The 14,033-nt window shown below is 40.4% G+C and carries 12 protein-coding genes; 5 read left to right on the forward strand and 7 right to left on the reverse strand.

The annotated features are described in order from the left end of the window. Positions 1-16: 16 nt before the first annotated feature. The gene (locus tag IGI44_RS16790) at positions 17-739 is read right to left on the reverse strand and encodes an amino acid ABC transporter ATP-binding protein (RefSeq protein ID WP_438789091.1); all 723 of its coding nucleotides are present in this window, start codon (positions 737-739) and stop codon (positions 17-19) included. Then, a complete protein-coding gene (locus IGI44_RS16795; protein ID WP_438789092.1) occupies positions 732-2,183 on the reverse strand; it encodes an ABC transporter substrate-binding protein/permease in 1,452 nt (483 codons plus the stop codon). The genes IGI44_RS16790 and IGI44_RS16795 overlap by 8 nt, the downstream gene beginning before the upstream one ends. Positions 2,184-2,323: 140 nt before the next feature. Between IGI44_RS16795 and IGI44_RS16800 the strand changes: the two genes are divergently transcribed. Further along, positions 2,324-3,406: an iron-containing alcohol dehydrogenase family protein gene (locus IGI44_RS16800; protein ID WP_438789093.1), complete on the forward strand. Its 1,083-nt coding sequence runs from the start codon at positions 2,324-2,326 to the stop codon at positions 3,404-3,406. Positions 3,407-3,812: 406 nt separating this feature from the next. Here IGI44_RS16800 and IGI44_RS16805 read toward each other — a convergent pair whose 3' ends face one another. Then, positions 3,813-4,349 (reverse strand): GNAT family N-acetyltransferase, encoded by a 537-nt coding sequence (locus tag IGI44_RS16805; RefSeq protein WP_438789094.1) that lies wholly within the window; start codon positions 4,347-4,349, stop codon positions 3,813-3,815. A gap of 455 nt (positions 4,350-4,804) precedes the next feature. Here IGI44_RS16805 and IGI44_RS16810 point away from each other — a divergent pair, with 455 nt between their 5' ends. Then, the gene (locus IGI44_RS16810) at positions 4,805-6,235 is read left to right on the forward strand and encodes a basic amino acid/polyamine antiporter (protein WP_438789095.1); all 1,431 of its coding nucleotides are present in this window, start codon (positions 4,805-4,807) and stop codon (positions 6,233-6,235) included. 97 nt (positions 6,236-6,332) lie between these two features. Here the strand turns inward: IGI44_RS16810 and menA (IGI44_RS16815) are convergent, their stop codons facing one another. The 4 genes from menA (IGI44_RS16815) to pplA all read right to left on the reverse strand — a co-directional run bounded on the left by menA (IGI44_RS16815) (position 6,333) and on the right by pplA (position 10,713). Next, a complete protein-coding gene (gene menA / locus IGI44_RS16815) occupies positions 6,333-7,319 on the reverse strand; it encodes a 1,4-dihydroxy-2-naphthoate polyprenyltransferase (protein ID WP_438789096.1) in 987 nt (328 codons plus the stop codon). Between the two features lie 97 nt (positions 7,320-7,416). After that, entirely contained in the window at positions 7,417-8,367 is a 951-nt protein-coding gene (gene menA, locus IGI44_RS16820) for a 1,4-dihydroxy-2-naphthoate polyprenyltransferase (protein WP_438789097.1), read from the reverse strand. After that, positions 8,368-9,432 (reverse strand): FAD:protein FMN transferase, encoded by a 1,065-nt coding sequence (locus IGI44_RS16825; RefSeq protein WP_438789098.1) that lies wholly within the window; start codon positions 9,430-9,432, stop codon positions 8,368-8,370. It abuts the gene before it with no gap. Positions 9,433-9,813: 381 nt separating this feature from the next. Then, on the reverse strand, positions 9,814-10,713 hold the full coding sequence (gene pplA / locus IGI44_RS16830) for an extracellular electron transfer flavoprotein PplA (protein WP_438789099.1): 900 nt from the start codon (positions 10,711-10,713) through the stop codon (positions 9,814-9,816). A gap of 255 nt (positions 10,714-10,968) precedes the next feature. Between pplA and IGI44_RS16835 the strand changes: the two genes are divergently transcribed. The 3 genes from IGI44_RS16835 (at position 10,969) to IGI44_RS16845 (ending at position 14,023) form a co-directional block, all read left to right on the forward strand. Further along, positions 10,969-12,912: an FAD-dependent oxidoreductase gene (locus tag IGI44_RS16835; RefSeq protein WP_438789100.1), complete on the forward strand. Its 1,944-nt coding sequence runs from the start codon at positions 10,969-10,971 to the stop codon at positions 12,910-12,912. A gap of 137 nt (positions 12,913-13,049) precedes the next feature. After that, positions 13,050-13,463, forward strand: a complete 414-nt coding sequence (locus IGI44_RS16840) for a NusG domain II-containing protein (protein ID WP_438789101.1) — start codon at positions 13,050-13,052, stop codon at positions 13,461-13,463. 11 nt (positions 13,464-13,474) lie between these two features. Continuing rightward, the gene (locus IGI44_RS16845; protein ID WP_438789102.1) at positions 13,475-14,023 is read left to right on the forward strand and encodes a Gx transporter family protein; all 549 of its coding nucleotides are present in this window, start codon (positions 13,475-13,477) and stop codon (positions 14,021-14,023) included. Positions 14,024-14,033 lie beyond the last annotated feature (10 nt).

Below are 14,033 nucleotides of genomic sequence, written 5' to 3' on the forward strand. Positions count from 1 at the left end.
CGTTGCCCCCTTACTCTTACAATACCTTATTTAAGAAATCCTGCGTCCGACTATTTTGCGGACGTTCAAAGATTTCCTCTGGTGTCCCTTCTTCTTGAATGATGCCGTCCGCCATAAAGATCACGCGATCTGCCACTTCCTTAGCAAAGCCCATTTCATGCGTCACGACTACCATGGTCATGCCTTTTTTTGCCAAATCCTGCATGACCGCCAGCACTTCACCAACCATTTCCGGATCAAGCGCTGAAGTCGGCTCATCGAAGAGCATCACATCGGGATTCATTGCTAACGCCCGGGCAATCGCCACCCGCTGCTGCTGTCCACCAGACAAACTAGCGGGGTAGCTGTCAGCTTTTTCCTTCAGGCCAACTTGGTCTAGCAATGACAAGGCCTGTTCCTTAGCTTTGTTAGGGTCTTCTTTTTTGATCTTTATTGGTGTAATGGTCAAATTCTCCACCACACTCATATGGGGAAAGAGATTAAAGCTTTGAAACACCATCCCCATTTTCTGGCGAATCTGATCGATATTGCTGTCAGGAGCAGTGATATTTTGCCCTTCAAAAAAGATTTCACCAGAAGTTGGTTCTTCCAGCAGGTTCAAGCAGCGTAGAATTGTACTTTTCCCGCTTCCTGAAGGCCCGATGATGACCACCACTTCACCCTCCTTGACCGTCAGATCAATTGCCTTTAATACCTCATTATCGCCAAAGCTTTTTGACAGTTGCTTTACATTAATCATTCAGACCCATTCTCCTTTCAGCGAAACCTAATAGACGAGACGTGCAGAAGGTCAACACAAAGTAAATCAGTGAGACCAATACGTACGGCAAGAATGGCTTAAAGCTAGCACCCTGCACCACGCCAGTTTGGAATATCAGCTCCGACACCCCGATAACAGAAACAACGGAGGACTCTTTAATGATCGTAACGAACTCATTTCCCAATGCCGGTAAAATATTCTTGATAGCTTGCGGGAAGATGATGAAACGCATCGCTTCTTTTTGGTTCATTCCTAAAGAACGTGCTGCCTCCATCTGTCCTTTATTAACCGCATTGATCCCCGCTCGGACGATCTCCGCCACGTAAGCCGCACTATTCAGCGAAACCGCGATACAGCCAGCCAGTAATTTCGACAAGTCTAATCCCAGAACGCCTGTTCCAAAGTACACGATAAAAATTTGAACCAATAACGGTGTACCACGAACATATTCGATATAGACCACTGCGAGCGCCTTTAGTATCTTACTCTTACTTAACTTCATCAACGCCAGCAAGCTACCAAAGATCAAGCCAAATAGAACACCGACAAAAGCCAGTAAAATCGTATATTTTGCCCCATTTAAATAATACGGCCCGTATTTTTGCAGGAAGGATTGTTCATCTTGGAACATCAACTCATTCGCTTCCTCTTGATAGTCCTTCAGCAAATCTTTATCGTTGATCGTTTTAATTGAAGCATTGACATGCTTTTTCAATTCTGGTGTATTTTTCGACATTGCAATGGCAGTGACCTTTTCCCCCTGCTCAAACTTGACAGGAGCCAACGCCACATTGTCACTTTGTTGGACATATGCCTCAGCGACAGGCTGCTCCAGCACTACCGCTTCGACTTTTTTATTCAATAAATTATTGATCAAGTCTGGGACCTTCTGAAGTGAAGTCGGTTCGGCACCGGTCATTTCATTTTTCACTAGGTCCTCTTGCGTCGTCTGCTTTTGCGCCCCAACGGCTAAGCCATCAAAATCAGCCGTCGTTTTAAATTTGTTCTTATCGTCTTTGCGAACCAGCACCTTTTGTTGAACAACAAAGTAGGGATCAGAAAAATCAACCTCCTTCAACCGTTCTTCAGTGATCGACATACCAGAAATAACCAGGTCGATCTTGCCGGTTTTTAAAGCGCCTAACAGTGCATCAAAACCAAGCTCTTCAATTTTTAATTTGACGCCCATATCCTTTGCGATTTTTTCTGCAATCGAGACATCAAAACCAACAATTTTATCCTTGCCATCGACATCTGCATGGAACTCATACGGCGCATAGTCGGCAGATAAGCCAACGACTAATTCTCCGCTCTGCTGAATCCGCTCATAGATTTGATCCATTTCTGCCGCCTGTGCTTTTGCCGGTAAAAAATTCAATGCCACCAGCAATACTGTAAGTAATGCTCCAATTTTCTTTTTCATCCATCCCGCCCCTTTTGAATAATAATATAAGTATACGAATAATTTAAGAATAAATATTCAAAAATAACTTGCTCTCATACTACCATAACTATTATAATAAAAAAAGATTTATCTAAAAAAATGATGAAAGAAGTTTTTCTATGACAAAACAATTGATCGTGCGGGGGGCACCGCAAGAATATGAACTAAAGGAAAATGCTTGGGATTCCCTTGAATCTCACCTTAATAGAAGAAAACTAGAAAATCTTCTGATCCTTCACGGAGAAAAATCCTGGAACGCTGTGAAGGAGTATTTCCCAGAACTATCAATAACAAAAACCTTTCATTACTATGGGGGACAATGTACCGATTTTGCAGCTGAAGAATTTGCGTCTTTATGCAAAAGAAATCAATTTGACGGGATTATCGCGGTCGGTGGCGGAAAAGTAGCTGATTTAGGGAAATTCGTAGCTTATAAGACCAACCTACCGATCATCATCTTGCCGTCTCTAGCCGCAACTTGTGCTGCTTATACACCACTAAGTGTGGTTTACAACGAAGAAGGCGTGATGCTGCGTTATGATATTTTTCCTAAAGCCAGTGATCTAGTATTGATTGATCCAGCAATCATTCTTCACTCTCCACGTGAACTAATGATCGCTGGAATCGGCGATACACTCGCAAAATGGTATGAATCCCATGCGATTATCTCTCAATTAGCGGTTAAGCCGATTGAAGTTCAAGTTGCCGAGTTTGCGGCCCAAAAATGTCGTGAGATACTTTTAACAAAGAGTGCGGCCGCATTAGATGCAATGGACCAAAAGAAAACCAATCAAGCCTTCATCGATGTGGTTGAGGCGAATATTCTATTAGCTGGAATGGTGGGTGGTTTTGGAGATGAATATGGCCGAACTGCTGGTGCTCATTCGATTCATGATGCGATGACCGTTATACCCGCCAGTCATCGACAGCTCCATGGAAATAAAGTGGCCTATGGTATTTTAGTTCAATTGATGATAGAAAATAATCTGGCCGAGATTGAACGCTTACTGCCTTTTTATCATCAATTAGATTTGCCGACGAATTTAGCAGCTATGAATTTACATTTAACAGAGCAGGAATATCAAGCTATATCGGAACGAACTTGTATGCCCGATGAGATGATTCATCTAATGAAGGAAATCATTACGCCAGAGTTGGTTATTCAAAAAATGCAAGAGCTTGAACAACTGACCAACCATTAGATAAACTTTATATAAAAACCATAAACTATTTTTCTGGAAGCTAACCCACTAGCCATACCAATAAGAAAAGACATTCCGAACACCCAATTTAGATGTTCAGAATGCCTTTTCTTTTACTCTTCTAAATACTTTGCCGAAATGCCTTGTTTAAAAAATTTTCCCGGTTCTAATGGCATAAAAAGTTAAGGAAATTAGAATGAACAACGCCAACATTTCCAATAGAAAGTCGGTGGTTTTTACTTCATTTTTCGAAGTGTTCTTTTCTCGTTTCATTGTGCTATTAGGGGCCTCCTTATGTTTTACAATGCAAGGATAGCAAACCATTGGTATAGGCGCGTAACAATTCATAATGAATTTCATTAGAATATAATTAACGAATTCTAACCATATCTAACTTTACTTTCTCTTATAGTCGAGAATAAGGGACAAATGGTGGCAACTTCCCTTCTACCTCCGTTAGACATTTTTGTAGCCAAATAACGTCCAACCATTGACCAAATTTATAGCCGATTTTCGGAAAATTGGCAACCTCTCGATAACCGAGCTTTTCATGAAAAACAATGCTACCTTGATTCCCACCAGTGATACAGGCAGTCAAAATTGCCACATTTTGTTTTTTCAAGGTTTCCTCTAAGGCGCAATAAAGCAATTTACCAGCGCCATTGCCGCGTTTCTCACGATCTACATAGACGCTTACTTCGACTGCCCAATCATAGGCCGCTCGCTCTTTGTATGCATGTGCATAAGCATAGCCTAAAATCACGCCATTGTCTTCTGCCACAAAATAAGGATGTGTGTGCAGGGTCTCCGTTATTCTTTTAGCAAATGCTGCTGCACTGGGTACCTCATAATCAAATGTAATTGTTGTTTCCTTTACATAAGGTGCATAAATAGACACTAATGCTGCTGCATCCTCAGGTGTTGCTACTCGTATTTCAATCATCTTAGCCCCCCTTGCTGGTTCAATTTTATCACTCTGTATAATAAAAAAACACCCTATCAATAAAAAAGTTTGAACTAAACTATTAATCGTCTTTCTATTATTAAGTAAAATTATTTCTTATAACCCTCTCGCATTCTACATAAAATTACTATTAATAAGATACAAGAATTACTTGATGATTCTTCAGCAACTCGGCTAACCATAGATGTTCAAGATGTCCAAAATCGAATATTCGATTTCTTTTGAATTTCATGAAAGAATAATGGAAAGCTTCTAAACTAAAAACTAATTAGATTTATCTTCTCCTTATGGTTATTTTTAATTAAATGTGCTTAGATAGAAAGAGTGTGTCTTAAGTTATCTATACGGCATTTATCACCTCCAGCTTGGCTGGAAAAATAGTCAACCTAACTTTAGACAAAAAACACATAAATACGAAGTAGGAGTAATTTTTTATGGAACAGAATCAACTACCTGATAACCATACGAAAGAATTGAGCTTATTAGGGTTAAGTATGATCGTAATTGGTTCAATGTTGGGTGGAGGCGTTTTTAATTTGCCCAGCAGTATTTCTCAATCAGCCGGCGTCATCGCTTCTTTACTTGCCTGGTTAATTACTGGAGTTGGCGTTTTTTTTATCGCCAAGGTTTTTCAGACTCTCTCAAAGGAAGAGCCTGAGATTATCGGCGGCATCTATTACTATGCAAAAGACGGTTTTGGCGATTATATTGGCTTTAACTCCGCTTGGGGCTATTGGCTAAGTAACATTATTGGAAATGTTTCTTTTGTCATTCTATTTTTAGATGCCTTGAGTAAGTTTATTCCTTCTATTGGCGGTTCCGGTGGACAGATTGGCTTGTTTTTAGGTACCTTCATGATTTGGGGCGTCATCTTTTTAGTCGCTCGCGGAATTCGGACAGCTAGTATTTTAAATACGATCGCTACTAGCGCCAAAGTCGTGCCGATTTTAATGGCTATTTTTCTCTTATTTATCCACTTCAAATACCATACCTTTTCAATGGATGTTTTTGCGAAGAACTTAATGCTTAACGGGAAGCAATTAGGATCCGTGCCGACCCAAATTCGTCACGCCATGTTGCAAACGATGTGGGTCTTCGTTGGTATCGAAGGAGCCGTTGTTTTATCCGGACGAGCGAAGCGTGCTCGTGACGTTGGTCGAGCAACCCTGATTGGTTACGCAACTACCTTGGCAATCTATGTGTTAATCGTGATGCTAAGTTTTGGTTCGTTGCCACAGGAACAACTAGCCAATCTACCGAGTCCCTCATTAAGCGGTGTTTTACGGGCTTCTTCTGGTGCTTGGGCTGGCAGTATGATCGATATTGGCGTGATTATTTCCGTTCTAGGGGCTTGGATTTCTTGGACGATCTTAGCTGCAGAGATTTCATTTGATGCAGCACAGGATAAAATGTTCCCAGCATTCCTAGGAAAAGCCAACAAGCAAAATGCGCCAGTAAACGCCTTAATATTAAATGGGGTTATCATGCAAATCGTCTTCATAATCTCCCGCTGGGCGATGGACGCTTTCCAAGCTGTAACTGACACGGCTACAACGATGGTCCTTGTTCCTTACGTTTTATCTGCCGCATTCTTATGGCAGATCGCTAAGAGAAAAAAACATAATGGACAGCAGTTTTTAGCTATCGGTGGAATTATTTATGGCCTTTACATGCTGTACTCATCTGGCATTTTAAACCTGCTTTATTGTATCGGTATTTATGCATTGGGCTTCGTCTTCTGGTTGTGGAACAGCCACACGTATCATCGACCCGTCTTTACTACTAGACGAGACAAGCTTCTCTTTTCGATCGTTACAGGATTAGGTTTGATTAGCTTGATCATTTTTCTGATCCAAATAGGTTAAAAGAAAAACCGGAGATTCCTGAAGTGCCCCCCAAGAGTTAGATTTTGGTCTAACCTTTTTGGGGGGCACTTCATTCGGATCACCGGTTTTTCTTCTATTATATAAGCTGTAGAATCATTGTTACCAGTAGCCCAACTGCATAACAGCTATTGAACACAATCAGATTTTCTACCGCCATTGGAAAGGTTTTGTGTTTAATTTGTTCCTTCGTAAAAATTCGCGTTTGCGGGATCACCTTTATTAAACTAACAAAAGTCAGCAAAATCGGCCACTGATAAATGCTTGCCAGCAAACCGATCAGAATTACTCCGTAGCAACTATACATCAAGATATTAAATAATTTTACGCTTCCTTTCCGACCAATATAGAAAGGCAATGTGTAACGATGATTATCGATATCCTGAGCCAGATCACTGATATTATTTGCCAGCATGATATTGGCAATCGTCAACATTAGGGGTAGAGCCGCCCAAATAACTGCCAATACCGCCATAGTATTTCCAGTTATGGCAAAATGATTGAAATCTAGCTCCATATAGAAAAGTCGTTGATTGTATGTGTTCAAATAAATTGTAATAGCGAAAATTCCTAGCCCTTCGGTTACTCCGCTGAAAATCTCACCTAAAGGCATGCGCGAAAGCGGGATCGGTCCATATGTATAAAAGACACCGACAAAAAAGCACGCCGCACCCATCGGCAATAGCATCCAACCCGTTTGCACCACCAAAATCAATCCGATAATTGCAGCAAAACCAACTAATCCAATAATCAAACGCTGAATTTGTTTTTCTGATAAATTTTCTCGGCCAATCAGATTCTCTTCGTATTTGTATTTCTCAGAATGGGCTTTTTTAAAATCCATATAGTTATTAATAGCAGTGATCGCCAAATCAAAAGCGAACATACCGAAAAAGAAAAAGAGTGTTTTTCCTGGATGAAAAGAATGAAAGTACGTGTTAGTAAATAAAACGGCAATCACAAAGGGAAAGATCCCCGCAAACTTTGTACGTATTTGCACAAGCTCAAAGAAATGTTCTTTGGTCATTTTTTTCTGAGCGGCCTCTAGCCTCTTCCTATTATCCATGAGTTCCCCCTCATTGATTCGTTGATTCTTAGTATTAATCTATTTTCCATAAAACAATCCCGCCTAAAAGTCGCTTATGCGGCGGGATGTTTCTAACTTAACGAATAAATTCCCAAAGTAATGTTATAAACAAACCTAGTGCATAGCTACTATTAAAAGCAACTAGGTTTTTAATCGACATTACAAAGGTCTTCCTTTTGATTTGTTCCACAGTAAACGCCTTGGTTTGCGGAAAAACCTTTATCAAACTCAAGAAGGTCAATAAAATTGGCCAACGATAAATTCCTGCGATCAAGCCAATTACGATTGCAGCATATGAACTGTACATTAAAAGATTGAACAAGATTACTGCATTCTTTTTCCCTAAATAAAACGGTAATGTGTAGCGGTGGTTTTCAATGTCCTGCTCCAGATCACAAAGATTATTCGCTAGCATGATGTTCGCGATCGTAGCGATCAAGGGGATTGAAGCCCAGACAACAGCAAGCGCGGCCGTCGTGCTTCCGGTAATCGCAAAATGCTTCAAGTCAAGCTCCATAAAAAAAAGTTTTTTATCATATGTGTTCAAATAAATCGTGATCGCAAAGATTCCTAACCCCATAGTCACCCCGCTGAAGACTTCCCCTAAAGGCATCCGAGACAATGGAATCGGCCCAAAAGTATAAAAGACTCCGATAAAACAACAGGCACAGCCCATTAACAGCAGCAGCCAGCCGGTTTGAATCGCCAAAGTAATCCCGACGATTGCTGAAAAACCAATCAGGCCAAAAATAATCCGCACAACCGTACGCTCTGAAAGCTGCTCCTTTCCAATAACATTTTCTTGGTATTTATACTCTTCCGAACGAGCCTTACGGAAATCCATATAATTATTGATCGCTGTCGTCGCCATATCAAAAGCAAGCATTCCAAAGAAGAAAAAGAGTGTCTTCCCCCAATGGAAGGAATGAAAATATGTGTTGGTAAACAACACCGCAATCAAAAAGGGAAATAAGCTCGCTAATTTTGTGCGGATTTCAACTAAGTCAAAAAAGCTTTCTCTTGTCATTTATTTCAAATCCTTATCGTTGCCCATCTTATATCCAGCCTCTTTATTTAACTCAAAAACATCCTTCAATCCAGATGTGACATAAACCTTATCGTCTCGCGTAACAAAGATCGCTTCTGTATCCTTTAGGCCCTCTACGTATTTCATTCCCTCTTTGACACCCATCGAAAAGACTGCGGTAGATAGGCCGTCACCGTCAATTGATTTTTTTGAAACAATTGTTACTCCGGCGATGTCGTTATCAAAAGGATAACCAGTCTTAGGATTGAACAAATGATGATAGGTTTTGCCATCAACTTCTAGATAACGTTCATAGATCCCAGATGTAACTAGTGACATGTTACTTTCGGGGACACTACCCAAGACAACGTTGCGCGCTTGATTTGGATCCTGAATGCCGACAGTCCAGTCTTCCTTTTGATTTCCACGAGGACTGTGTCCCATGACATATACGTTTCCTCCGAGGTCAATGATCGCTGTCGTTACATCATTTTCCTTCAATACCTTGACAACTTCATCAGTGATGTAGCCTTTGGCAATTGCTCCCAAGTCCAGCTTCATCCCTTTTTCTTTTAAATACACAGTCTTATCTGAATCGTTAAATTCAACGTCATGATAGTTTACCAATTTCAACGCCTGATCAATTTCACTTTGCTCCGGCTTACGAGCATCAGGAAAACCGATCCGCCATAAGGACGTGATCGATCCAATCGCCATATCGAAGCCGCCCTTTGAGTCTTGACTATATTTGTAGGCTTCCTTCAATAAATAATACATGTCATCAGTAACTTTGACCGGCTTCACTCTAGCCGCCTGATTGATGGCATCAATCTCTGAGCCATCCTGATTAACTGTGATTTTATCCGCCAACTCCTTCACGCGCTGAAAAGCGGGCTTCAGTGCGGCTTTTTTCCCATCATCGTAAATGCGCATCTGGACATATGTACCCATTAAAAATTGTTTATCTTCATATGGTTTCTCATTAATCTTTGGCTTATTGCTGCCGCAAGCAGTCAGAAGAATTAATAAAAACCCTAAAACCAAAAACACTGTTCTTTTCTTCACTTCGCTACTTCCTTTTTATTCAAATTTTTATCACCTTATCATAGCGTGTTTGACGATACTTTCAAAGTATTTTGGGAAATCTTTCATGATTGCCTATCATTTTACTATTACTTTAAAGATTAAAAATTTTTTCAATCTACTATTGATTTATAATTGCGAAAAGTTGGACTGAAGCTACCTCATTTGAATGAAATCATTTTTCCAAACCCTTGAAAAATGAGTCGGATTTTCGTCACGCATACTATTTTGCTAAACAGTTCAACCGTTTTTCTTACTATCCTCTGTTAACCTGACCTTGATTCACATAAACTGCCAAAGCAAAACTAGCAAAAAAGAGCTGGGGAAACCCCAGCTCTTCTAAGATTCCCTAAAATAAAGGAATTATTTTTTCGTTACAATGTTATCTACTTGGATTGTTGCTGTGTTACCTTTTTCAGCAGCATTCACTAATTGTGCAGCGTATGTTTGGAAAGCATGTGAAGAATGAGTCGCACCTGTTACTACTTCAACGTCTGCAGGAGCGCCTTTTTCAACTAAACCTTTGTTTAATTGTTCAATGTATTCTTTTGGTCCAACACCGCTTTTGGCTTTCATGTTCTTTTCGTAGTCGGCATCGTCTTTTTTAGATTTGCCGTCTTTGTCTACCATATCAAAGTTAGATTCTGTAATTTTTCCGCCAGCGACAGTCATGCTGAAAACTGTACGGTAACCATTTGAATAGTTCTTTTCTTCTAACTTGTAAGTACCGTCTTTCAAATCAGCACCATTATCGATTTCAATTGTTTTTGTATCTCCAGCTTGAGCTGCTTGAACTAATTGTTGAGAATAGTTTTTGAAGTTTTCACTTGAATGTGTCGCACCTGTTACTACTTCAACAGCATCTGGATTTTGTGTTTGTTCTAAAGATTTATTCAATTCTGGAATATATTCTTTAGGACCTGTTTTGGTTTTTTCCTTCATATTCTTTTCGTAATCGGCATCGTCTTTTTTAGATTTGCCGTCTTCATTTAAATAATCATAGTTAGATTTCGTGATTTTTCCGTCTTTAACCGTCATGTCGAAAACCACACGATAGCCGTTCGCGTAATTCTTTTCTTCAAGTTTGTAAGTGCCGTCTTTTAAATCAGCCCCAGCTTCCTTTTCAGCAGGTTTAGCAGCTTCCGAAGAGCTTGTTGAAGAACTTGCCGCTGTGTCCTTATCGTTGTTTCCACCGCACGCAGCTAAAGCTAGTGTTGAGAATGCTACCACAGCAAATCCTGATACTATTTTTTTCATTTTCATGATAAAACTCCACCTTTATTAATTTTTGTGATTCTTTAAACAAAATCATTCTAAATCACTCGTTTAATTTTGTACAATGCTTTTTAAATATAATCGCTTTTTTCTAATCATTTTGTTAGAAAACCATTATTATTACCTTAGAATAGTTCTTATAGACAAAGAAATGAACTATATGTATAATATATTCGATTGTTCAGGTATTATCATTTCTTCATAATTGTGCAGTCATTATCATTTAAAAGGAGCGGATTATCAATGGCAAAACAGAAAATTGTTGTTGTGGGTGCAGGGTATGCAGGTGTTTCAGCAACGAAGTTCATGGCCAAAAAGTTAAAAAAAGATGACGTTGAAATCACGTTGATCGATCGTCACTCTTACCATACAATGATGACCGAATTACATGAAGTAGCTGGTGGACGTGTTGAACCAGAAGCGGTTCAATACGACTTGCAACGTTTGTTTGCTCGTCAAAAAAATGTTTCATTAGTTACTGACACTGTTATCGGTATCGATAAAGAGAAAAAAATTGTCAAAACAAAATTAGGCAAGTACCCCTTTGATCAACTGATCATCGGTATGGGGGGCGAACCAAATGATTTTGGTACACCGGGTGTTAAAGAGCACGGCTTTACCTTATGGTCAATGGAAGACGCGATCAAAATCAGAAAACATATTGAAGATACTGTCGCGAAGGCTGCGCTTGAGCCAGATGAAGCGACTCGTCGCGCAATGTTGACTTTCGTAGTCTGTGGTTCTGGTTTCACTGGAATCGAAATGATCGGTGAACTGATGGAATGGAAGAATGTTTTAGCGAAGGAACATAAATTGCGTCCAGAAGAATTTACTTTGATGGTCGTGGAAGCCCTTCCTACCATCTTGAACATGCTCGACCGTAAAGATGCGGAAAAAGCAGAGCGCTTCATGATGAAGAAAGGTATTCAACTGAAAAAAGGAGCGCCAATCACTGAAGTAACAGCGGATCATATTGTCTTAAAAGATGGGTCACAAATCCCTACCAACACATTGATCTGGACTGCTGGTGTAAAGGGAACCTCCGATGCGGCTGATTTTGGTTTAGAAACTGCCCGCGGTCAACGTTTGTATGCTAATGAATACATGCAGGCAAAGGGCTATGAAGATAAAGATATCTACATTATCGGCGACTTGGTTCATTATGAAGAAAACAACGATGGCAAGCCAACACCACAAATTGTCCAAGCTGCTGAGCAAACTGGACATACTGCAGCAGCAAATATCGTTGCCAAAATCAAAAACACCCCGAAACACGAATTCAAGAGTAATTATCAAGGATTTATGGTTTCTATTGGTTCTAAATGGGGCGTTGCTAATTTGATGGACAAGATCCATCTATCTGGCTTTTTAGCAATCGTAGTGAAGCATCTGGTCAACCTGTTGTATTTCTTTACGATTCGTTCAGGCTACTATATGTTCCAATACATGATGCACGAGTTTTTCCATATCAAGAACGACCGCAACGTAACTCGCGGACATTCTTCTCGTTATGGTAATGTCCTATGGAGTGTACCATTACGGGTTTTCTATGGTTCGATGTGGTTGATTGAATCTTCGAAAAAAATCGTTGGTGATGGCAGTTATTTGAATCCAAGTTCGTGGTTCGGCAGTGGTTCGTGGTTTACAGATAAAGTAGTCTTCCCTTTCCCTTGGTTACAAGAACAAGTAACTACAGGGGCTTCCGCAGCTGGATCACATGCGGCTGAAGCAACAACAGCAGCTACTGGCGCTGCTGGAGGAGCTACAGATGCGGCTACTACCGTAACACATTTTGGTTTTAGCTATGCCTTTGGTGAAAATCCAATGCCGGTCTTTGAAAAAATGCCTCACTGGTTTTCAAATATCATGGAATTCATGATGCCGAATAGAGACGTTGCTTTATTTATGCAAAAATTCATGACCTTTGTTGAAATTGGGATTGCTTTAGCCTTGATCTTTGGTCTATTTACATGGTTAGCTAGTGCAGCAACTATCGGCTTGACGGTTGTCTTCTGTCTATCCGGTATGTTCTACTGGGTCAACATCTGGTTTATCTTTGTGGCCTTTGCTTTAATGAACGGTTCTGGTCGAGCTCTAGGGCTTGATCGCTGGGTAATTCCATGGATCCAACGCACGGTTGGCAGATGGTGGTATGGAACACCAAGATCAATCTACGGAAAAAAATAGTCAACAGCATTTGACGAATATTGACGGAAAGTTCTAAAGGGCTTAATTCCCTCTTTAGAACTTTCTTTATGTTATGATAAGAAAAAGATTCACACGTTTACTATAAAATTATCAAAAAAATAAATGAGGTGGAAACTTTGAAGCTGAAGGATTTTGCAAAAAATAGTCTGCTGCGACCTTGGGACGGCATCATCGTACTCATTTTGATCGTACTATCCTTTGCTCCTATCATCGTTTTCAGTCTCAATCGGACTGCTAGTCCGATGCAAGAGGCCATTCTTTCAGTCGACGGAAAAAAGATCAAGACCTTTGATCTTTCTGATAGCTCAAAAGGCTACACCTATCGCTACGAAGATTCAGACGGTGATTATAACTTGATTGAAGTCAAAGACGGTCGTATCAGAATTAAAGAAGCAAATTGCGGTGATCAAATCTGTGTACGTCGTGGTTGGATTAAACAATCTGGCGAAACAATCGTTTGTCTGCCTCACAAATTACTCATTGAAATTAAATCCTCAGACGGAGGGGAACCCGGCAGTGTCATTTATTAGCTGCTTTCACTATGAATAAAACACAAAAATTAATCTACATAGCACTCCTAGTTGCCCAAGGTGTCATTCTGGGCCTGATTGAGAATATGTTCCCATCGCCTTTCGCCTTTGCGCCGGGAGCTAAATTGGGACTCGCCAATTTAATTACCATTATCGCGATTTTTACGATGCCCAAAAGAGACAGCTTTCGTTTAATTTGGATGCGGCTGATTTTGACAACTCTCCTAGGTGGAACGGTCTCGACTTTTTTGTATAGTATGAGTGGTTCCCTGTTGAGCTATTTCGGGATGCTTTTGGTAAAAAGTCTCGGACCTAAACGCGTCAGTATCATCGGCATCAGTGCTGCCGGCGGTTTCCTGCATAACGTGGGGCAGCTTATCGTTGCCAGTTGGATCGCGCAATCTTGGACGGTCATGCTTTACTTACCAGTCATGTCCCTGCTTGGCATTCTTGCTGGTATCGTTATTGGAATCGCAGGCAATTATTTGCTAGTGCACGTGCGGGCTCTGCAAAAATTCCAATTGGATTATGAATCGAAAAAAAATCTGAAAAAGGATTAGAAGGATAGCC

This window comes from Enterococcus sp. DIV0756, assembly GCF_051710745.1.
GTDB lineage: Bacteria > Bacillota > Bacilli > Lactobacillales > Enterococcaceae > Enterococcus_A.